This is a genomic window from Burkholderia sp. SJZ089, from assembly GCF_007828315.1.
In the GTDB taxonomy this organism is placed as follows: Bacteria; Pseudomonadota; Gammaproteobacteria; order Burkholderiales; family Burkholderiaceae; genus Burkholderia; species Burkholderia gladioli.
In genome coordinates, this window is sequence record NZ_VIUM01000006.1 from 89,732 (window position 1) to 110,039 (window position 20,308).

A 20,308-nucleotide genomic window follows, 5' to 3' on the forward strand; every position below is an offset into this window, starting at 1 on the left:
GCCATGAAAATTGATTGCATCATCAAGAGTGGAGGAATCGCTCCGACGGATTTCTCAGGGATATTCGTCCGGATCGGGGCGATCATCGATGTGATGTCCATGGCCGAGCCATTGCTTGCACGCCCTAACTGGCGCATGAAGGGTTACACGCTCGAAGAGGCCCAGGCACGTGCCGTCTACGCGGTTGACTCTGGCGTCAACCGGACGAGGCTTGCGGAGCTGGAGGATGAGTATCGTGGAAAAGATGTGTCGAGTATCGGAATATGGTTGGACGGCAGGCGCGAGGGCCTTGGTGCGTCGATCGAGATCATGGCGTGCGGCGGCACCTTCCCCGACACCGTTTCGGTCGATGCCCGGGGCGCATTTCTCGATCGAAAAAACATCGTCGCGAGCATCGTGGCTCGGAGCGCGCAGGAGTTTGCAGCGGTGGCGATTACTGCGGCGCCCGACGACTACGAAGCACAACAGGCGTTTGACGATCGTCCCGGCGTGGGCTGGATGCTGTACCTCCCCGTCGAACTGACCGCGCAACAGATTCCGGAGGCACGGGAACTGATCCCGGTCGTCTCGGCCGATGGCGGGCGACGCCTTGGCACGATCATCGTCAGCATCGAGGACGAGCCGTTCTCGATCGACAACGAAGCGCACCTGGTGGCGGCGCACGATATCGAGGTGCGGCTCATTTCCATGGATCTGCTGCCACGCTTCATCGACATTTAACCCGGGCACCTTCTCCGCGCCGCATCACCCCGTTACCACCGCGAACTCCAGCCCCGACTCGAAATCGAGCGTGGTGCTCGAGATGCGCGGATGCGCATCGAGATAGCGCTTGAACGGCTGCACCGCCTCGCCGGCCGTGTACATATTGTCGGCCAGCACGATCGAGCCGGGCCGCAGCAGCGGTTCGATGCGCTGGAACAGGCGCAGATAGAGATCGGCCCAGACGTCGATGAACACGATGTCGAACGGGCCGTCGAGCTGTTCAAGGGTCTCGAACGCGTCGCCCTCCCGCAACTCGACATATCGCTCGACCTCGGCCGCCGCGAGATGATCGCGCAGGCGCGCGCACTTCATCGCGTCGCGCTCGGTCGCGATCACGGTGCCGCGCCCGAGCGTGCGCAGCGCATCGGCGAAATACAGCGTCGACACGCCGTAGGAACTGCCGAGCTCGAGGATCCGCATCGGCCGGTGCGAGAGCACCAGATTCCGCAGCAGGCTGCCCAGTTCGGCGGAAATCGCCAGCGACAGGCTGGTGCCACGCGAGCGCTCGCTGTCGTCCTCGCCCGACAAACCGTGATCGCTGAGGAACTGCCCCTTCAGCCGCGGCGCCAGCGCCTCGTACTGGCTGACGAGATCCAGGAACGTGGCGCTGTCGCCGAGAAACCGGGCGCGGGCACGGCCGATCAACTCGGCGCGATTCTGTTCGTGCAGGCGTTGCAGCAGCACATGGCTCGATGTCGTCATCTCCATCCCTCGTATCGAAATAGCACGCCGCCGGGCAGCCGGCGCTCAGCGCGCCCGGGCCAGCTTGATCGCGTGTTCCGGGCAGGCCTCCACGCAGCGTCCGCAGGCGCGGCAGGCATCGGCATTGGGCGTATAGGCCACCTTCATGCCGTGCACGCGCAGCTTGAAGCGATTCAGCATGCCGAGCCCGCGATAATCGGCCTCGTCGATGCGCCGGATCTCGAACACGTCCTCGGGGCAGACATCCAGGCAATCGCCCTTGCCCTCGCAGCGGCGCAGGTCGACCACCGGCACGATCACGCCCGGCTCCTGTTTGCAGACGACCTTCGAGGTATCGCGCATGCTCACTCTCCCTCGTTCGCGCGCGGGCTGCGGCGCGCATGCCAGGCCGAGCGGAAGCGCTCGCGTTCCTCGGGGGTCATGGCTTCCCATTTGCGCCAGTGGCGCCGGCGATGCCAGCCGCCATGGCCGCGAAAGCCGCCGAACAGGATGCGGCTCAGCACCAGCAGGCCGAGCGCATGTGCAAGGTCGATGCTGCGCGCGCCGACGAACAGCGCCGGCATCACCCAGTTCCACAACATCATCACGGCCCAGCCGAGCACGACGATCGCCACCAGCGCGAACACCGCCTTGGCAATCCATCTGATTCGACAATTCATCCTTCCACTCCTAGATATCGAGTTCGTCATAGGTGGCCTGCAGCCGCGCGCGCAGATGCAGGACCGCGTAGCGCTTGCGCGCCAGCAAGGTGTTGACGGCCACGCCGCTGTCGGCGGCCATGGCCTTGAAGCTGAGTCCTTCGAGTTCGTGCGCGATGAACACCTCGCGCTGGTTGGCCGGCAATTCGTCGAGCGCTTGCTGCAGGGCCTTGAGCACCACGCCGCGCGCATACAGCGCTTCCGGGCCGGCGTCGTGGGCGGGCAGGGCGAGGTCGAGCCGATAGTCGTCGCCGTCCTCGCCCTGGTCGACGAGCTCGGCCAGCGGCTGTTCCTTCTTCTTGCGGAAGCGGTCGATGATGCGGTTGCGCGCGGCGCGGAACAGCCAGGCGCTGGCCTGCTCGATCGGCGCGGGCAGCCGGTAGGCCTGCACGAAGTCGTGGAAGACATCCTGCAGGATGTCCTCGGCGTCGCTCGGGTCGCGCACCCGGCGCCGGATGAAATTTCCGAGCTTGGTGCGTTCGCGCGAGATCGTCGCGCTCATGTCGCGGTCTCGGTCGGTCATCGGGTCCGGGTTCGTTGGCGAGTCCATGCGCCTGAAGACGAACGGCGCGGGCGGATATTGTGGCGCGTCAACGAAAAACGGTCGCGTCGATCGAGCGGGGCGGCATTCTGATATGAGGAAATCGCGCCGGGGAAGGGAAGGCGGAAACGAAACAGCCCCGTCGTGGACGGGGCTGTTCGGGGCGGCAGGGAGCCAGGGCCGGCGAACCGGCCCTCGATTCAGCGTGTCGCGCGTCGCGCCCAGGCCAACTCGACGAACACGCGGCAGAGCGCTTCCATGCCGCGCCGGTCCTCGTCGTCGAAGCGCGCGAGTTCGGGGCTGTCGACGTCCCACACGCCGATCAGCGCGCCGTCGTCCGCCACCAGCGGCACCACGATTTCCGATTGCGAGGCCGAATCGCAGGCGATATGGCCCGGGAATTCGTGCACGTCGCGCACCACCTGGGTCTCGCGCGTCCGGGCGGCCGTGCCGCACACGCCCTTGCCGAGCGGAATCCGCACGCAGGCCGGCTTGCCCTGGAACGGGCCGACCACCAGCTCGGTGCCGTCGAACAGGTAGAACCCGGCCCAGTTCAGGGCTTCGAGCGAGTGATAGACGAGCGAGGAGAAATTCGCCGCGTTGGCGACCAGGTCGGTTTCCGATTCGATCAGCGAGCGCGCTTGCGCGACCAGCGTCTCGTAAAGCTCGGATTTGGTGGCGGCCGGAGAGGTGGAGAATTCGAACATGATCGCTTGCACTGGAATCGAAGAAGCGGCGCGGGCCGCGAGGAGTCCCGGCAGTCTAAAAGAAATCGGCGCGCGGTGCTCGATCCGGTCGTCCGAACGGTCTCAATGGCCGGAACGGCCATGGCCGGGCGGCGCGAGCCTCAATCGTCCTCTCGCTCGGCGAAGCGCGCCGCGAGAAAATCGAGCAGGGCGCGGACCGCCGGCATCAGCCCCCGGCGCGAGGCATACACGGCATGCACGACCTCGCGGCGCGGCGCCCAGTCGGCCAGCACCACCTGCAATGCGCCGCGCTCGATCGCCTCCCGGACCATCATGGTCGGCAACTGCACCACGCCGACCCCCGCGATCGCGGCCGCGCGCAGCGCGAACATGCCGCGCGTGACCAGGCGCGGCCGATGCGGGATCACCGCCTTGGCACCCGCCGGGCCGCGCAGGTTCCAGACATGGTCGTCCTGCGGCGCGCCGAGCGCGAGGCTCGACAGCGCGGCCAGGTCGGCCGGCACGCGCGGCGCCGCGTGGCCGGCCAGCAGCGAGGGGCTCGCGACCAGGCACTGGCCGCGCTCGGCCAGCGGTCGCAGCACCAGGTCGCTGTCCTCGAGCGGCGGCGGCCTGACGCGCAGCGCCACGTCGACGCCTTCGCCGACCACGTCCACGCGCCGGTTGGTTTCCTCCAGGTGGATCTCGACATGCGGGCATTGCGCCATGAAGGCCGCCAGCATCTGGCCGACCTCGGCGTCGAGCAAGGCGATCGGGCAGGTCACGCGCACGATCCCGCGCGGCTCGGCATGCAGCAGCGCGACCGCCTCGTCGGCCGCGTCGGCCTCCACCAGCATCGCGCGGCAGTGCGCGTAATAGGTGGCGCCGATCTCGGTCAGCGCGAAGCGGCGCGTCGAGCGCTGGATCAACCGCATCCCGAGCCGCTCCTCGAGCTCGGCGACGCGCCGGCTCAGGCGCGATTTCGGCAGGTTCAGGGCGCGCCCGGCCGGCGCGAAACCGCCGTGGTCCACCACCTGCACGAAGAAATAAAGGTCGTTCAGATCCCGCATTATCGTTCACCAGATAGAACGCTGAGTGTAATTTTCACACACTACCGCCGTTATCGTTGCGCAACTATGCTACTTCCTGTCGCCCCGGACGTTTCGGTTCGGGCAAGCAGATCAGGAGAATCGAGATGAAGCAGATCGTCGGCACCTACAGCGCACCGCGTTCCCACTGGGTCGGGGACGGCTTCCCGGTCCGCTCGCTGTTCAGCTATCACAGCACCGGCTCGCACCTGAGCCCCTTCTTGCTGCTCGACTATGCCGGTCCGGCCCGTTTCGAGCCGACCACGCAGCGGCGCGGGGTGGGCCAGCATCCGCATCGCGGCTTCGAGACCGTGACGATCGTCTACGACGGCGAGGTCGACCATCGCGACTCGACCGGCGCGGGCGGCCATATCGGCCCCGGCGACGTGCAGTGGATGACGGCCGCGAGCGGGATCCTGCACGAGGAATTCCACTCGGATGCGTTCGCGCGGCGCGGCGGCGCGCTGGAGATGGTCCAGCTGTGGGTGAACCTGCCCGCCAAGGACAAGCTCGCCGAGCCCGGCTACCAGACGCTGCGCGATGCCGAGATTCCCTCGGTGCCGCTGCCGGATGGCGCCGGCCGGGTGCGCGTGATCGCGGGCGAGTTCGACGGCCATCGCGGCCCGGCGCGCACCTTCACGCCGATCGACGTGTGGGACGTGCGCCTCGCGGCGGGCGGCCAGGCGCGCTTCGAGATCGCCGAAGGCCGCACGCTGGCCCTGGCGGTGCTGCACGGCACGGTGCTGGTGAACGGCAAGGAGGTGGCGCGCGAGGCGCAGGTCGTGCACCTGGCGCGCGAGGGCAGCGGCGTCGAGATCGAGGCGAACAACGACGCCACCCTGCTGGTGCTCAGCGGCGAGCCGATCGACGAGCCGGTGGTCGGTTATGGCCCGTTCGTGATGAACAGCGAGGACGAGATCCGCCAGGCCGTGGACGACTTCAACAGCGGCCGTTTCGGCGGCATGCCCGCCTGAGCCCGGTCCCGCCGCGCGGCCTGCCCAGGCAGCCGCGCGGCGGGCATAATGTCCGGATTGAGCGCGCCCGCCCGGGCGCGCGTTTGATTCGGGCCCGCCGCATGTCTGTCACGCCTTCCACCGCCTCCGGTTCTGCCTCCACCTCTGCGGCGTCCTCGCCGGTTTCCCTCGCCGAACTCGACTGGCGCTGGCGCGCCTTCGAGGCGCTGTCCGCGCGCGATCTCTACGCGATCCTGGAGGCGCGCTGCGCCGTGTTCGTGGTCGAGCAGCAATGCATCTACAAGGACATCGACGATGCCGACCAGGCTGCCTGGCATCTCGGCGCGCATCACGCCGATGGCCGGCTCGCCGGATATCTGCGCGTGCTGCTGCCCGATGCCGGCTCGCCCGATATCCGCATCGGCCGCGTGCTGACCACCGCGCCGTTTCGCGGCATCGGCCTGGGCAACGCGCTGCTGGCCCAGGCGCTCGAACGGATCCGCGCCCAGTGGCCGGGTACGCCGATCAGCCTGCATGCGCAGGCGCACCTGCAGAAGTACTACGGTGCCTTCGGCTTCTCGCCGAGCTCCGAGGTCCACGACGACGACGGCATCCCGCACATCTGGATGCGCTCGGCTTAATTCCCCGCACCTTCCCCCCGCGCGGCCTGGCGCGCCGCGACATCGGCCGGCGAGGCCGCGCGCCGCGGCCCGGGCCGTTCCCGCTCGCGCAGTCGGCCGCGCGCCGACAGCCGCATCCAGTGACGCAACGCGACCAGCGCGCCGATCACGCTCATCATTGAACCGGGAATCCACAGCAGCAGCCCGCCGATCTGCTGGTCGCGCATCGGGCTCAGCCAGGTGAAGGCGCGCCCGCAGATCGAGTAGATCGGATAGAGCTCGTGCGAGGCGAAGAAGATCAGCGCGCCGAGCAGGATCTGCGGCGGGATCGCGGCGATCGCGACCAGGATCCGGCGCCCCGGCGCGAGACGCGCCGGCGGCGCGGGGCGCGGGTCGAGCACCAGCCACCAGAACAGCAGCCCGTCGATCACCATGCTCCAGTTCATGACGCGATAGAGCCGCCAGTCGAGCATCGCGACGAAGTGGATCGGCGAGAGCAGCCAGAAATAGATCAGCCCGACGAACAGCAGCACCGCCACCACCGGGTGGAACAGCACGCGCAGCGCCAGGCGCGTCGGCGCGGCGGCGAGCAGGGGGCGCAGCCAGCGCCGCCGCCAGGCGAACGGGATGCCGGCGCGTAGCGCCGCGCCGGGATAGGACAGCGCGATGAAGAAGGGCCCCAGGTGATGCAGCACCAGGTGCTGGGCGCGATGCATGAAGAATTCGTGCTCGAAGTAGTAGTCGAGCCGCGTATGCAGCGCCACGTAGAGCGCGCCGAGCCCGAACCAGAACGACAGGCGCCGCAGCGGCGTGACGCGCGCCTTGCGGGCACCGCGCAGGAACAGCACGGCGGCGGCCAGGATCGCGATCACCACGGTCGGCGAGGGTTCCCAGGGATCGAGCCAGTAGAGCGGGTTCATGGTCGGATATCGGCGAATGAAGGGGGGCGCGGCGGCGGGCTCAGGCGGGCCCGGCCTCGATCAGCCGGCGCAGGTCGGCCGCGATCGCCTCGGGCCGGTCCTGCTCGGTGGCGAGCAGCCGGGCATGGCCGCCGGCGTCGAACACATAGACGGCCGAACTGTGGGTGACCTCGTAGCCGCCGCTCGCATCGCGCTGCTCCATCTGGTAGGCGACGCGATAGCGCTTGGCCAGCGATTCGATCTCGCCCTGGCTGCCGGTCAGGCCAATCGCGTGCTCGGCATCGAAGGCGCTGACATAGGCGCGCATCAGCGTCGGCGTATCGCGGGCCGGGTCGACCGAGACGAACAGGATGCGCACCCGGCTGGCCTCGGGGCCGAGCCGGGCCAGCACCTGCATCAGCCGTGCCATGGTCTCGGGGCAGACGTCGGGGCAATGCGTGTAGCCGAAATAGACCAGCACGAGGCGCCCGCGGAACGCCGCGGCGTCGATCGGCCGGCCGTCCTCGCCGGTCAGCGAGAAGGCCAGGTCGGGCAGGTGGCCGCTCACGTCGGTCAGCGTGTAGGGACCGCCACGCGGCGCGCAGCCGGCCAGCGCGAGGACGGCCGCGCCGGCGGCCAGCAGGTTCGCCAGGCGGCCGAGCGGCCTTGGCGGCGCGGTGAGGCGCGGCCGGGGCCAGGCGCGGCGCGCGGCGGCGGGCAAGGGGAAGGAGAGCGGGAAGGGCATCGATCGGCTCGTCGGCATGGCGTTCGATCCGGTGTCGCGGCGGCGGATCCGGCAATCCCGCGGCCGCACCTGAACGCGCCGACTGTAGCGCAATTCCTCATACGAGGGATGTGCACCGCCGCATGCCGGCGATAGCCGCGCGCGCGGCGGGCTTGCGATTGGCCGACAAAACCATGCCGGCCGCATCGTCCGCATCCATGCGAACCTTTATCCACGCACGCGCAGCCGGCCGGCGCCTTTTGCGCTCGGCCGCGCGGGCGCGGTAAGATGCGCACATTCTTTCGGCAAGATTGCCGCCAGCCGCCACCCTCATCAGAGAACCGATGCAACCTGTCCCGGCTTCCCTCTCCCTGACCGACACCGCCTTTTTCTTCGACTTCGACGGCACGCTGGTCGATCTCGCGCCCACCCCCGACGGCATCCACGTCCCCGATTCGCTGCCCGCCATGCTCGGTGAGCTGCGCGCGCTCGCGCGCGGCGCGGTGGCGATCGTCTCGGGACGCGGCATCGACAGCATCGACAGCTTCCTCGGCCTGGCCGACCTGCCGGTGGCGGGCCTGCACGGCGCGGAACGGCGCGACGCCAACGGCGACACGATGCGCGTCGGCTTCAACGACGAACGCCTGCTGCGCATCGAGCGCGAACTGGCCGCGGTGGTCGAGCGCAATCCCGGCACCCTGCTCGAGATCAAGGGCGCGGCCGTCGCGCTGCATTTCCGCAATGCGCCCGAACGCGAGGGCGTGGCGCGCGAGGCGGCCGAGCGGCTGGTGGCCGAGTATCCCGATGCCTATGTGCTGCAGCCCGGCAAGATGGTGTTCGAGATCAAGCCCAAGGGCGTCGACAAGGGGCGCGCGATCACCGCCTTCCTCGGCGAGCCGCCCTTCGCGGGGCGCCGCCCGGTGTTCGCCGGCGACGACCTGACCGACGAGAAGGGGTTCGCGGTGGTCGACGCGGCGGGCGGGCTGTCGATCAAGATCGGCGCCGGCGATACCTCGGCGAAGACGCGCCTCGATTCGGTCGAGGCGATGCGCGCGCGGATCGCGCAATGGATCGCGGCGGGGCGCGCGCAGGCATGAGCCGACTGATCATCGTATCGAATCGGGTCGCGCCGATTTCCGAGGGCGAACCGGCGGCGGGTGGTCTCGCGATCGGCGTCTACGACGCGCTGAAGGAAACCGGCGGCATGTGGTTCGGCTGGAGCGGGGAGGTGGTGGCCTCGGGTGCGCCGCAGATCCGCGTCGAGGAGCGCGGGCCCGTCACCTTTGCCACCATCGGCCTGGCGCGCCGCGACTACGACCAGTATTACCGCGGCTTCTCGAACGCCACGCTGTGGCCGGCCTTCCACTACCGCACCGACCTGATCCAGTACGACCGCCACGAATTCGAGGGTTACGCGCGCGTCAACGTCTGGCTCGCGCAGCAACTGGTGCCGCTGCTGCGCGACGACGACGTGATCTGGGTCCACGACTACCACCTGATCCCGTTCGCGCAGGCCCTGCGCGCGGCCGGCGTGAAGAACCGCATCGGCTTCTTCCTGCACATCCCGTTTCCCGCCGCGCAGGTGCTGGTCAACGTGCCGCCGCACCGCGAGCTGGTCGAGGCGCTGTGTTCCTACGACCTGCTCGGCTTCCAGACCGATCCCGACCTGCGCGCCTTCTGCGACTACATCGACGCCGAGGCGGGCGGCACGGCGCGGCGCGAGGGCGGCGGCCCGGCCACCATCGAGGCCTTCGGCCGCCGGCTGCGCGCGCATGCCTATCCGATCGGCATCTATCCCGACGAGATCGCCTCGCTCGCGCAGGCCGGCGCCAACGGCCGCGCGGTGCGCACGCTGGCCACCTCGCTGCATGGCCGCCAACTGGTGATGAGCGTCGACCGGCTCGATTATTCGAAGGGGCTGGTCGAGCGCTTCCGGGCCTTCGAGAAGCTGCTCGAACACGAGGCTGCCTATCGCAACCGCGTGTCGTTCCTGCAGATCGCGCCGTCCACGCGCGCCGACCTGCGCGCCTACCAGGACATCCGCCTGCAGCTCGAGGGCGAGTCGGGGCGCATCAACGGCCGCTACGCCGAACTCGACTGGGCGCCGATCCTCTACATCCATCGGCAATACGAGCGTCCGCTGCTGGCCGCGCTGTACCGGCTCGCGCGGGTCGGGTTCGTCACGCCGCTGCGCGACGGCATGAACCTGGTCGCCAAGGAATACGTGTCGGCGCAGGATCCCGAGGATCCGGGCGTGCTGGTGCTGTCGCGCTTCGCCGGCGCCGCGCGCGAGCTGACCGGCGCGCTGATCGTCAATCCGATGGACATCGACGGGATGGCCGAGGCGCTGGCCCGCGCGCTGTCGATGCCGGTGGCCGAGCGGCGCGCGCGCTACGAGGACATGATCGCGCAACTGCGCGAGAACAATGTCTCGGTGTGGCGCGACAACTTCCTGCGCGATCTCCAGCAGGCGGGCGGCGGCGCGCACTGAAACATCGGCCCGCGTTGCCGCGAGCCTCGGGCAGACATGAAAAAACCGCCGGTCCAGCCGGCGGTTTTTCTTTGGGGGCGAGGGGCAGGGCCGCTCAGGCCACGCGCTCGTCGCTGCGCGATTCGTCGTCGCCGTCGTCGTCGATCAGGTCGCGGCCGTGCTGCTTGGCGAGCAGGTCGCGATAGAGGCCCGGGCGGTTGCGCAGTTCCTCGGGCGAGCCGTCGTCGATCACCTTGCCGGTGCTCATCGCGATGATCCGGTCGAAGTTGCGCAGCGTCGAGAGCCGGTGCGCGATGGCGATCACGGTGCGGCCCACCATCAACCGGTCGAGCGCGGCCTGGATCGCTTCCTCGGAGGCGCTGTCGAGCGCCGAGGTGGCTTCGTCGAGCAGCAGGATCGGCGCGTCCTTGAGGATCGCGCGCGCGATCGCGATGCGTTGGCGCTGGCCGCCCGAGAGCTTCACGCCGCGGTCGCCGACCACGGTGTCGTAACCATCCGGCATGGCCTCGATGAACTCGCTGCAGCGCGCGTCGCGCGCCGCGGCCAGCACCTGCTCGCGGCTCGCCTCGGGGCGGCCGTAGGCGATGTTCTCGTAGATCGAGCGGTGCAGCAGCGAGATGTCCTGCGGCACCAGGGCGATCTGCTGGCGCAGGCTGTCCTGGGTGATCGCGGCGATGTCCTGGCCGTCGATCTTGATCGCGCCGTCCTGCACGTCGTAGAAGCGCTGCAGCAGCGCCAGCACGGTCGACTTGCCGGCGCCCGACTTGCCGATCAGGCCGACCCGCTGGCCGGCCTCGATGCGCAGGTCGAAGTGGTCGAGGATCGGGCGGCGATGCGGGTAGGCGAAGGTGACGCGGTCGAATTCGACACGCCCGCCGCGCGACTTCAGCTCGACGGCATCCGAGCGGTCCGGCATGCCGTGCGGCTCGAGGATGGTCTGCACCGCCTCGGCCAGACGCGCGATGTGCTGGGTCACGTCCACCAGTGCCACCGCCAGGTCGCGCGTGCCGTGCAGGATGGTGAAGCCGAGCGAGCTGACCAGCACGATGTCGCCGGAAGTGGCCTTGCCCTGGTCCCAGAGCAGCAGCGCCCAGCCCAGCAGGCCGGCCGACAGCATGGCGGTGATCACCGCGTGCAGCAGGCGCAGCTTCTCCAGGTAGAGCAGGCTCTGCTGGCGCGCGTCCATCTCGGCCTTGACGGTCTGGCCGAAGCGCTTCTGCTCGCGCAGCGTCATGCCGAAGGCGCGCACCAGGGCCATGTTGCCGATCACGTCGACCAGCTCGCCGTCCACCGCCGCGGCCTTGGTGGCGAACGTGTGGTGGCGTGCCGAGCCGCGTCCGGCCAGCTTGAACAGCACCACGGCCAGGATCGCCGAGGCGGTGAACAGGCCCAGCGCCATCAGCGGGTTGACCACGATGATCATCACGATCGCGCCCATCACCGCGATGCACGGCGGCAGCACGTTCCAGGCCATGGTGTTCTCGGACGTGTAGACCGCGTTCGAGGTGGCGGTGATGCGGCTGGCGAGCGTGCCCGGCTGTTTCTCCGCGTAGTAGGTGGGCGAGTGGCCGCTCAGGTACTGGAACAGGTCGCGGCGCAGGTCGCCGGTGACCGCCACGAAGGTATGCGCGGCGAACCAGCCGCCGACGCGCCAGAGCAGGTTGTCGGCCGCGATCAGGCCGACCAGCAGCGCGAACGCGCCCCACAGCGGGCCCGGATGATGGCGGCCGCCGGCCAGCACGTCGATCAGGTGCTTGATCGCGTATTGCGAGCCGAGCGCGCAGCCGACCGCGGCCAGCACGCTGGCCAGCACGATCAGGTGGGCGACGGGATGCTTGCGGATATAACGGAACAGAAACGCAAGGGGACGGCTCGCATAGCTCGAGAGCTTCGCGTTGTGGGCGTTGCGCTGGGCAGGTGTGAGAGCTTCCAAAATGTGTGCGTGTGGTCGAACGGAGGTTGAGCGGGGCGTGGGTGCGTCGCGCGCCGCGATGGTCCGCGATGCGGACGAAAGCCGGCATTGTAAACAAGCCCGACGTTTGTGCCGCACCGGATCGCATCCGATCTGCAGTCCGCGCTGCATTTTGGGATAAAATCCGGCGGCTCGCACTCTTTCCGCGCGGCTTGCGCGGACGTCGGCCAGTCGGCAAAACGAAAGGCGACGCCGACCCTAATGGTGCCGCAGCGCCGCCCGTGATGGTCCTACTCTAATTCCGCCTTGAAAATCCAAGGGTTGCAAAATGTTGCGCCTTTGTAACAAGGTAAATTCTTTGAAATGTTCCGCGCCGGACCCAGCTTTCGGTCCGATAATGCGCCTCGGGCTAACCCTGAGTCATTTTTACAGGGCGGGCCGGCAGCGGTTCCGGATCACGCAGGAATTTTTACGGGACGCTGTCAACGCAGTACGTCGAGATCCGTTGAATGCAAGTGCGCCGTCAGCCGATGGTGCCTCGATGCCGCGAGCCGGTGGTGGGTCTTCCCACTTTTTGAACCATGTCCGGCTCGCCGGACGGCAGGGCTTACGGCCCACTTAGTCTGATTTTTTAGGAGTTTCCCAGATGCGAATCGCTCAAATCGCTCCGTTGCACGAGGCGGTTCCCCCCAAGCTCTACGGCGGCACCGAACGCGTGGTGTCCTACCTGACCGAGGCACTGGTCGAGATGGGCCATGACGTGACGCTGTTCGCGAGCGGCGATTCGCAGACCTCGGCGAAGCTCGAAGCCTTCTGGCCGCAGGCGCTGCGCCTGGATCCGACCATCCGCGACGTGATGGCGCCCCACATGCTGCTGCTGGAAGAAGTGCGCCGCCGCGCCGACGAGTTCGACGTGCTGCATTTCCACATCGACTACTACCCGTTCTCGCTGTTCTCGCGCCAGCCGGTGCCGCATGTCACGACCATGCACGGCCGCCTGGACCTGCCGGAACTGCAGCCGATCTTCAATACCTTCAACACCGTGCCGGTGGTGTCGATCTCGGACAACCAGCGCATCCCGCTGCCGCAGGCGAACTGGCAGCCGACCGTCTATCACGGCCTGCCGGAAAACCTGCTGACGCCGCCGAAGGACGCCAAGCCGAGCTACCTGGCCTTCCTGGGTCGCATCTCGCCGGAAAAGCGCGTCGACACGGCCATCCGCATCGCCGAGCAAGCCGGCCTGCCGATCAAGATCGCGGCCAAGCTGGACAAGGCCGACCGCGCCTATTACGAAGAGAAGATCAAGCCGCTGTTCGCGCTGCCGCACGTCGAGTACATCGGCGAGATCAACGAATCGCAGAAGGCCGAGTTCCTCGGCAACGCGCACGCGCTGCTGTTCCCGATCGACTGGCCGGAGCCCTTCGGCCTGGTGATGATCGAGGCGATGGCCTGCGGCACGCCGGTGATCGCATTCAATCGCGGTTCGGTGCCGGAAGTGATCGACAACGGCGTGTCGGGCTTCGTGGTCGAGGACGAGATCTCGGCGGTGGCCGCCGTCAAGCGACTGGACACGCTGCCGCGCGAGAAGGTTCGCGGCGCGTTCGAGTCGCGCTTCTCGTCGAAGGTGATGGCCGCCAACTACATCAAGGTCTACGAAGAGCTGCTGCGCCAGAGCCGTCGCACGGTGCTGCGCGAAGTCAACGCCAACTAAGCGCGCTTTTCGACGCCGGTCTCGACGCCCCGCAGGGTTTGCCCTGCGGGGCGTCGTGTTTTTGGGCGGCCCGCGCACGGCGGCGGGAGCGGGCGCCAGGCTCGCCCGGTGCCTGCCTTCGTGCCACGCCGGCGCCGAGCGGGGCACCCCGCCCGCACTGGTGCGGGCGGTGTTGTATCCGCGCCGCGCGACCCGGCGAAACGCCGTCGAGCCGCGGGGTTTCCGCGTGAGCGGGCAGGTCATGCCCCTATAATGGCCGTGCCGTAAAATCCGGCACCCGCAGGCAGATCGACAGGAGAGTTGTTTTGGCGAGAACGAAAACCACGCGCGCAAGTCCGGCCCCCGGTGCCGGCGTCATCTTCGCGTTGCGCGCGATCGGTCTCGTGCTGCTCGTTCGCTGGCTGCACGCGATGGCCCAGATGGACTGGTCGACGGTCTCGACCATGGCATCCTCGCCCTGGGCCTGCGTCAACCTGGTATTCCTGTTCCTGCTGCTGACCCTGCCCGGCGCCGTCGCGCGCGCCGAGCGGCCCGCCCATCCGCTGCCGCAATGGCTGCGCCAGGCCTTGCGCCTGTTCGCCCTGCTCGGTTTCCTGTTCGCCGCCTGGTCGGTCGGCGCCTTCATCTGGTTCGCCGGCTGGCGGCGCGGCATGCATGCCGTGGTGGCCAGCAACGGCTGGCTGGTCGCGGCCCCGCTGCTGTATGCGGCGGTGGTCTGGATCTGCCGGCCGCAGCCGCTGTGGCGTACCAATATCGCCGCGCGCCGTTTCGCCATCGGCCGCTACGCGATCTCGATCGACGTGCTGACGCGCACCGTGGTGGTCTGGATGGAGAGCCGCAAGGTCGGCCAGTACGACGCGCGCGAGCTGGCGGTGCGCTGGCCGCGCGGCACGATGCTGCCGGCGGCGGCGGCCTTCGTGCCGGCCCCGGCGGGCGCGGCCGAGCCATTCGTGCCGGGCATGCCGGCGGGGGCAAGCGATCGTGGTGCGGTGGTCAGTACCGCCGTGCCGGTGGCTGATTCGGCGATGGCAGCCGAGGCGGTGCTTCCGGCCGAGTCGCCGATGAGCGAGGGCGGGGCACGGGCGGAATCCGCCGCGCCGCCCGCAACGGCAGCCCAGGCCACGGTTTCGACTGCCCTGCCGCTGGAGCCGGGCGCTATCGCACCGCAAGCCGCCGCCGCGCCCGCGATCGATTCTTCCACGACGGAGCAGGCGCTGCCGATCGACAAGCCCGCCGATGTCGAAACCTCCGCGCCGGCCGCAACCATCGAGACCGCCTCGGCGCAGCCCGATCTTCCGACCAATACCGCTTCGACCGACGTTTCCGCCTCGGCCCCTACCGCCGACACTGCCGCGACGCCGCCCAACTCCCAGCCCGCCTATGGCCGCCCCGGCGTGCCGCTGGCCGGCGATATCCCGCGCGGCCGGCCGTTCTCGCGGCCCAAGGTCGAGCTGCTGTGGAATTCGCCGGCGGCGGTCGGCCACAACCGCAAGAGCGTGATGCGCGCGCCGCTCGCCACCGAAGGCGATCGGGCGGCCGCCCGCGCGCTGGATGCCACGCTCAGGCAGTTCGTCTGAACGCGTTCGCGCCGGCCCCGAGGAGACGAGCATGATCACCCACTGGCTGCTGGCCGCGATCCATCTCAGCGCATTCGGCCTGGCCCTGGCCGCGATCGCCACGCGCAATCGTGCCTTCAAGCGCATCGCGGCGACCGACTCGCCGCAGGTCGCCGACCTGCGCGCGCTGTTCCGGGCCGATACGGGCTGGGGGCTGACGGCCCTGGTGCTGATCGTCACGGGCCTGATGCGCGCCTTCGGCGGTTTCGAGAAGGGCAGCGCCTACTATCTGCATGCGCCCCTGTTCCACCTGAAGATGACGGCCCTGGTGATCATCCTGCTGCTGGAGATCCGGCCGATGCTGGCGCTGATCCGCTGGCGCGGCGCGGTGGCACGCGGCGGCATGCCCGACGTTTCGCGTGCCCATGGCTATTCGCGGATCTGCCACGCGCAGGCTGCGTTGATCATCGTCATCGTGTTCGCGGCGGCCGGCATGGCGCGCGGCGTGTTCGCGGGCTGATCCGCGACGGGGCAGGTCGACGATCCTTTCGACGGGCTTTCCGTTCGGGCTGCGCGGCGGCGTTGTTTTCGCCTCCGCCACGCCGTGGTTCAAGCCCAGGAGTGAGCACGGCACGTTCCCGAGACTGGCTTGTATGGGCCGCTCCAGAAGTGCGATGATTCGACATCCGACCGCGTGCAGCGCGATCCCGCCAGATCCCCGTCGACAAAGGATTGGGGGAAACATCAGTCATCGGACGACTAGCGAGGCAGTATAATGGCCGCGCCAATTCGACCTCATCCGCTCACGATCGGATCATCATTTTAAGGATACAGGCCCCATGTCCGTGCCCGCGCTTCCCGTGCCCCCGCGTCGCCGCGCTCGCAGCCTCGCGCAAGACGTCGTCGACGCACTGACGTCGCAGATCGAGAACGGCACCCTGCGGCCCGGCGACAAGCTGCCGACCGAGACCGAGGTGATGGCCAGCCAGGGCGTGAGCCGCACCGTGGTGCGCGAGGCGATCTCGCGGATGCAGGCCAGCGGCCTGATCGAGACGCGCCACGGCATCGGCAGCTTCGTGCTGGCGCCGGAGCGCCGCCGCGCGCTCGGCATCGACCCGGCCACCATCACTACGCTGCGCGACGTGCTCGCCGTGCTCGAGCTGCGCATCAGCCTGGAGAGCGAATGCGCCAGCCTGGCTGCCCAGCGCGCCAACGAGGCCGATCTCGTCGCGCTGCGCCGCGCGCTCGACGCGATCGCGCAGAGCGCCTCGAGCGGGCGCGACACCGCCCAGCTCGATTTCCACTTCCACCTGCAGATCGCGCAAGCCACCGGCAACCGCTATTTCGTCGACATCATGACCCAGCTCGGCACCTCGATCATCCCGCGCGCGCGGGTGAATTCGGCGCGCTTCGCCGGCGACGACCTGGAGCGCTACGTCGGACGTCTGAACCACGAGCACGAGGCGATCTTCGAGGCGATCGCGCGACGCGATCCGGAAGCGGCGCGCGCGGCGATGCGCACCCACCTGACCAACAGCCGCGAGCGCCTGCGACGCGCGCACGAAGCGGCGGAAGCCGGCCGCGACGGCCACGAGTGAGCCGGCTGGCGGCGCCCTGGCCGTCACGGCGCCGCTCGCAAGCCGCTGCTGAGGTGAATCGCGGGCGGCCATTGCCGGCCGCGGTCCCGGCTACGGGTTCTCGCTCAGTGTCCAAAACGTCAGTCATCGTATAAGATCGCGGTTCTGGCGTTCGGCTGCGTCCGCGGCCCGCCTTGCCACCGTATCGACACCGACCTTCAGAGAGGATCCCGCCGTGACTTCGCCGACTTCCACGACCGCCAAGCCGTTCCGCCGCCTGCTGCTGACCGGCGCGGCAGGCAATCTCGGTCGCCAGCTGCGCGCCGCGCTCGGCGACTGGGCCGACATCGTCCGCGTCAGCGACATCACCCCGCTTGGCGACGCGGCTCCGCACGAGGAAGCGGTGGTGGCGGACCTGGCCGATCGCGCGGCCGTCAACGCGCTGGTCGAGGGCGTCGACGCGATCATCCACCTCGGCGGCATCTCGGTCGACGCGCCCTTCGATGCGCTGATCGAAGCCAATATCCGCGGCGTCTACAACCTCTACGCCGCCGCCCACCAGTTCGGCGTGCGTCGCGTGGTGTATGCCAGCTCGAACCACGTGGTCGGTTTCCATCCCGTCACCGAGGTGGTCGACATCGATTCGCCGATGCGCCCCGACTCGCTCTACGGCGTCACCAAGTGCTTCGGCGAATCGCTGTCGCGCTATTACTACGACCGCTTCGGGCTGGAAACAGTCTGCCTGCGGATCGGCTCCTCGTTCGACGTGCCGAAGAACCCGCGCATGCTGGTGACCTTCCTGAGTTTCCGCGACTTCATCGAGCTGGTGCGCTGCTCGCTGATGACCAACCGCGTCGGCCATGCGATCGTCTACGGCGTGTCGGACAACCGCACCAAGTGGATCGACAACGGCAAGGCGCAATTCCTCGGCTTCCGCCCGCAGGACAGCTCGGCGCCGTTCGAGCACCTGTTCCCCGCCAGCGGCCCGGACCGCAATCTCGACGATCCGGCGCAGCGCTACCAGGGCGGCGCCTTCGTGGTCGGCGAGCCGATGGGCGAGCCGAAGATCACCCGGTAAGGATCGCGGAAAAGCCGCCGCCCCGGCGGCCATCGATGGGCCGGCGGGGCAGCGTGGCGACGTTCGCGGCGCTCGATCGGCAGCACGATCGCCGCGGCGGCGCGAGAGACCCGGCAGACGGCGAGCGTCGCATCACGCGACGCTCGCCGTCGCCGTTTACAGCGTGGCGATCGCCGGATCGCTGGTGCTCGGGCGGCCGGTCTCGACGTGGCCGGCGAAGCGGCGCAGGAAACCCGCCGAGGTGCAGTCGCTGACCGTCAGGTCGTACCAGCCGTGGCTGCCGCGCAGGTCCCAGTAGTCGTCGATGCGCTGGCCCGGGAACAGCTCGTAGGTGCGCGTGTGTCCGCCATAGCCGTTCGACACGGTCAGGCGCACCGCCGTGCGGCCGCGGTTCGACAGGCGCAGCGTGAGGTTGCCGTTGATCACGTCGTAGCCGTACAGCGCTTCCGGGTTCGGCGTGCGCCCCTCGCCGGCCGAGGTGGTGCCGCGGAACTGGCAGAAGAAGCCGTTCGGGCCGTGCACCGAGAGGTCGTAGAGGCCGAGCGTGGCGGCCGTGCTCCAACTGTCCGACAAGCGACGATAGGCATCGACCGTGTAGGCCCAGGGGCCGTCGGTGCGATTGGCGGCCTGCACCTGGAACGCCGCGCCGGCGCGGCCGGTGTTGGCGAACCACAGCTTGAACTTGCCGGTGGTGGAGTCGACGCGACCGAAGACGAACAGCTCGTAGGGCAGGGCGCGCGCCGGACGCAGCCCCGACTCCTGCTTCGGCACCGCCTGCGTGCTCGGCGGGATCGGCGTGTAGCTCGGGTGCGTGTTGCGATCGGGCGGCGCGTAGCCGCTGGTGTCCGGCAGTTGCGGCAGGCGCGCGTCCGGATCGCGGAAATCGAAGGCGCTGGTCAGGTTGCCGCACACGGTGCGACGCCACGGCGACACGTTCGAGGCCGGGATGTCGTACTGCTCGCCGAAACGCGCCTCGATGAACTGCAGCAGCGAGGTGTGATCGAAGGTCTGCGAGCACAGCCAGCCGCCCTTGGTCCAGGGCGAGACCACGATCATCGGCACGCGCGGCCCGAGTCCGTAGGCGCCGGCCACGTGGGTGGCGTCGCCGGGGAACACCTCGTTGGTGGTCGCCACCGTCGACAGGCCGTTGTCGCGCGATTGCGGCGCGAACGGCGGCGGCACGTGGTCGAAGAAGCCGTCGTTCTCGTCGTAGGTGACGAACAGCGCAGTCTTGCTCCAGACCTCCGGGTTCGAGGTCAGCGTGGCAAGCACCTGCTCGACGTACCAGGCGCCGTAGTTGGCCGGCCAGTTCGGGTGCTCCGAATAGGCTTCCGGCGAGCAGATCCACGATACCTGCGGCAGCGTGCCGTTCGCCACATCCGCCTTCAGCACGTCGAACAGCGTGCCGCCCGCGCTGATGTCGGTGCCGGTGCGGGCCTTGTCGTACAGCGGGTTGCCCGGCTGCGCGTTGCGGTACTGGTTGAAGTAGAGCAGCGAGTTGTCGCCGTAGTTGCCGATGTAGGGGTTGTCGCTGGTCCAGCCCCACGAGCCCGCCGCGTTCAGGCCTTCGCCGATGTCCTGGTAGATCTTCCACGACACGCCGGCCTTCTCCAGCACTTCCGGATAGGTGGTCCAGCCGTAGCCCGCTTCCTCGTTGCCGAGCACCGGGCCGCCGCCCTGGCCGTCGTTGCCGACGTAGCCGGTCCACATGTAGTAGCGGTTCGGGTCGGTCGAGCTGGGGATCGAGCAGTGGTAGGCGTCGCAGATCGTGAAGGCGTCGGCCAGCGCGTAGTGGAACGGGATGTCGCCGCGCTGCATGTAGGCCATCGAGGTGGTGCCCTTGTTGGGCACCCACTGGTCGTAGCGGCCGTGGTTCCAGGCCGCGTGCATGTCCTGCCAGCCGTGCGGCAGATCCTGGATGAACTGCATGCCGAGGTTCGCGGCGCTCGGGTGGAAGGGCAGCAGCTCGCCCGTGCCGGCCGGCTGGTGGAACACCGACTTGCCGCTGGCCAGCGCCAGCGGGCGCGGATCGCCGAAGCCGCGCACGCCGCGCAGCGTGCCGAAGTAATGGTCGAACGAACGGTTCTCCTGCATCAGGATCACGATGTGTTCGATATCGCGGATGGTGCCGGTGCGGCGGTTCGCGGGGATCGCGAGCGCGTTGCGAATCACGGGGGGAAATACGCTGAGCGCGGCGGCGCCGGCGGTGCCGGCGGCCAGACGCAGAAAGTCACGGCGATGCTTCGTCGTCATTTGTTTCTTCCTGTGCGGCGGGGAGGGACGGCCGTGCCAGTACGGCCGCTGGAAAACGCT

General features: G+C 68.8%; 19 protein-coding genes and 1 pseudogene. 10 read left to right on the forward strand and 10 right to left on the reverse strand.

Going from position 1 to position 20,308, the window contains the following annotated elements:
* The first annotated feature begins 3 nt into the window (after positions 1 to 3).
* Complete coding sequence (locus tag FB600_RS12920) at positions 4 to 720, forward strand: Imm52 family immunity protein (RefSeq protein WP_098181211.1); 717 nt, start codon at positions 4 to 6, stop codon at positions 718 to 720.
* A gap of 24 nt (positions 721 to 744) precedes the next feature.
* Here the strand turns inward: FB600_RS12920 and FB600_RS12925 are convergent, their stop codons facing one another.
* The 6 genes from FB600_RS12925 to FB600_RS12950 form a co-directional block, all read right to left on the reverse strand.
* Complete coding sequence (locus FB600_RS12925; RefSeq protein ID WP_145756939.1) at positions 745 to 1,464, reverse strand: O-methyltransferase; 720 nt, start codon at positions 1,462 to 1,464, stop codon at positions 745 to 747.
* Between the two features lie 45 nt (positions 1,465 to 1,509).
* Positions 1,510 to 1,806: a 4Fe-4S dicluster domain-containing protein gene (locus tag FB600_RS12930; protein ID WP_096749475.1), complete on the reverse strand. Its 297-nt coding sequence runs from the start codon at positions 1,804 to 1,806 to the stop codon at positions 1,510 to 1,512.
* A gap of 2 nt (positions 1,807 to 1,808) precedes the next feature.
* Positions 1,809 to 2,123 carry a hypothetical protein gene (locus FB600_RS12935; protein ID WP_013697149.1) on the reverse strand — a complete coding sequence of 105 codons (315 nt, stop codon included), beginning with the start codon at positions 2,121 to 2,123 and terminating at the stop codon, positions 1,809 to 1,811.
* A gap of 10 nt (positions 2,124 to 2,133) precedes the next feature.
* Positions 2,134 to 2,685: an RNA polymerase sigma factor gene (locus FB600_RS12940; protein ID WP_085963591.1), complete on the reverse strand. Its 552-nt coding sequence runs from the start codon at positions 2,683 to 2,685 to the stop codon at positions 2,134 to 2,136.
* A 218-nt stretch (positions 2,686 to 2,903) separates the two neighbouring features.
* Complete coding sequence (locus FB600_RS12945) at positions 2,904 to 3,410, reverse strand: GAF domain-containing protein (protein ID WP_096750645.1); 507 nt, start codon at positions 3,408 to 3,410, stop codon at positions 2,904 to 2,906.
* 140 nt (positions 3,411 to 3,550) lie between these two features.
* The gene (locus FB600_RS12950; RefSeq protein ID WP_145756938.1) at positions 3,551 to 4,456 is read right to left on the reverse strand and encodes a LysR family transcriptional regulator; all 906 of its coding nucleotides are present in this window, start codon (positions 4,454 to 4,456) and stop codon (positions 3,551 to 3,553) included.
* Positions 4,457 to 4,581: 125 nt separating this feature from the next.
* Here FB600_RS12950 and FB600_RS12955 point away from each other — a divergent pair, with 125 nt between their 5' ends.
* Positions 4,582 to 5,448 (forward strand): pirin family protein, encoded by an 867-nt coding sequence (locus FB600_RS12955; protein ID WP_013697153.1) that lies wholly within the window; start codon positions 4,582 to 4,584, stop codon positions 5,446 to 5,448.
* Between the two features lie 101 nt (positions 5,449 to 5,549).
* Positions 5,550 to 6,068 carry a GNAT family N-acetyltransferase gene (locus FB600_RS12960; protein WP_036030216.1) on the forward strand — a complete coding sequence of 173 codons (519 nt, stop codon included), beginning with the start codon at positions 5,550 to 5,552 and terminating at the stop codon, positions 6,066 to 6,068.
* On the opposite strand, the gene FB600_RS12965 is transcribed toward FB600_RS12960, so the two are convergent.
* Both FB600_RS12965 and FB600_RS12970 read right to left on the reverse strand, forming a co-directional pair.
* Positions 6,065 to 6,967, reverse strand: coding sequence for a cytochrome c oxidase assembly protein (locus tag FB600_RS12965; RefSeq protein WP_145756937.1), 903 nt, complete (start codon positions 6,965 to 6,967; stop codon positions 6,065 to 6,067). The two genes, FB600_RS12960 and FB600_RS12965, sit on opposite strands and share 4 nt — an antisense overlap.
* Positions 6,968 to 7,007: 40 nt before the next feature.
* A complete protein-coding gene (locus FB600_RS12970) occupies positions 7,008 to 7,691 on the reverse strand; it encodes an SCO family protein (protein WP_145756936.1) in 684 nt (227 codons plus the stop codon).
* 323 nt (positions 7,692 to 8,014) lie between these two features.
* Here FB600_RS12970 and otsB point away from each other — a divergent pair, with 323 nt between their 5' ends.
* Entirely contained in the window at positions 8,015 to 8,767 is a 753-nt protein-coding gene (gene otsB, locus FB600_RS12975; protein WP_096749472.1) for a trehalose-phosphatase, read from the forward strand.
* Positions 8,764 to 10,161, forward strand: coding sequence for an alpha,alpha-trehalose-phosphate synthase (UDP-forming) (otsA, locus tag FB600_RS12980; protein WP_013697157.1), 1,398 nt, complete (start codon positions 8,764 to 8,766; stop codon positions 10,159 to 10,161). Before otsB ends, otsA begins: the two co-directional genes overlap by 4 nt.
* Before the next feature lie 94 nt (positions 10,162 to 10,255).
* Here otsA and FB600_RS12985 read toward each other — a convergent pair whose 3' ends face one another.
* Positions 10,256 to 12,094, reverse strand: a complete 1,839-nt coding sequence (locus tag FB600_RS12985; RefSeq protein WP_036030206.1) for an ABC transporter ATP-binding protein — start codon at positions 12,092 to 12,094, stop codon at positions 10,256 to 10,258.
* Positions 12,095 to 12,719: 625 nt separating this feature from the next.
* On the opposite strand from FB600_RS12985, the gene FB600_RS12990 reads away from it, so the two are divergent.
* From FB600_RS12990 to FB600_RS13010, 5 genes and pseudogenes are all read left to right on the forward strand, one after another.
* Positions 12,720 to 13,784, forward strand: a complete 1,065-nt coding sequence (locus tag FB600_RS12990; protein WP_036030205.1) for a glycosyltransferase family 4 protein — start codon at positions 12,720 to 12,722, stop codon at positions 13,782 to 13,784.
* Between the two features lie 305 nt (positions 13,785 to 14,089).
* Positions 14,090 to 14,923, forward strand: a pseudogene (locus FB600_RS12995) (hypothetical protein); the annotation flags it as partial.
* Between the two features lie 469 nt (positions 14,924 to 15,392).
* The gene (locus tag FB600_RS13000; RefSeq protein ID WP_036052259.1) at positions 15,393 to 15,860 is read left to right on the forward strand and encodes a DUF2214 family protein; all 468 of its coding nucleotides are present in this window, start codon (positions 15,393 to 15,395) and stop codon (positions 15,858 to 15,860) included.
* Between the two features lie 319 nt (positions 15,861 to 16,179).
* On the forward strand, positions 16,180 to 16,938 hold the full coding sequence (locus FB600_RS13005) for a FadR/GntR family transcriptional regulator (protein WP_013697162.1): 759 nt from the start codon (positions 16,180 to 16,182) through the stop codon (positions 16,936 to 16,938).
* A 214-nt stretch (positions 16,939 to 17,152) separates the two neighbouring features.
* Entirely contained in the window at positions 17,153 to 17,995 is an 843-nt protein-coding gene (locus tag FB600_RS13010; protein WP_098154390.1) for an NAD-dependent epimerase/dehydratase family protein, read from the forward strand.
* A 156-nt stretch (positions 17,996 to 18,151) separates the two neighbouring features.
* On the opposite strand, the gene FB600_RS13015 is transcribed toward FB600_RS13010, so the two are convergent.
* Positions 18,152 to 20,248, reverse strand: coding sequence for a phosphocholine-specific phospholipase C (locus FB600_RS13015; RefSeq protein ID WP_145756934.1), 2,097 nt, complete (start codon positions 20,246 to 20,248; stop codon positions 18,152 to 18,154).
* Positions 20,249 to 20,308: the final 60 nt, after the last annotated feature.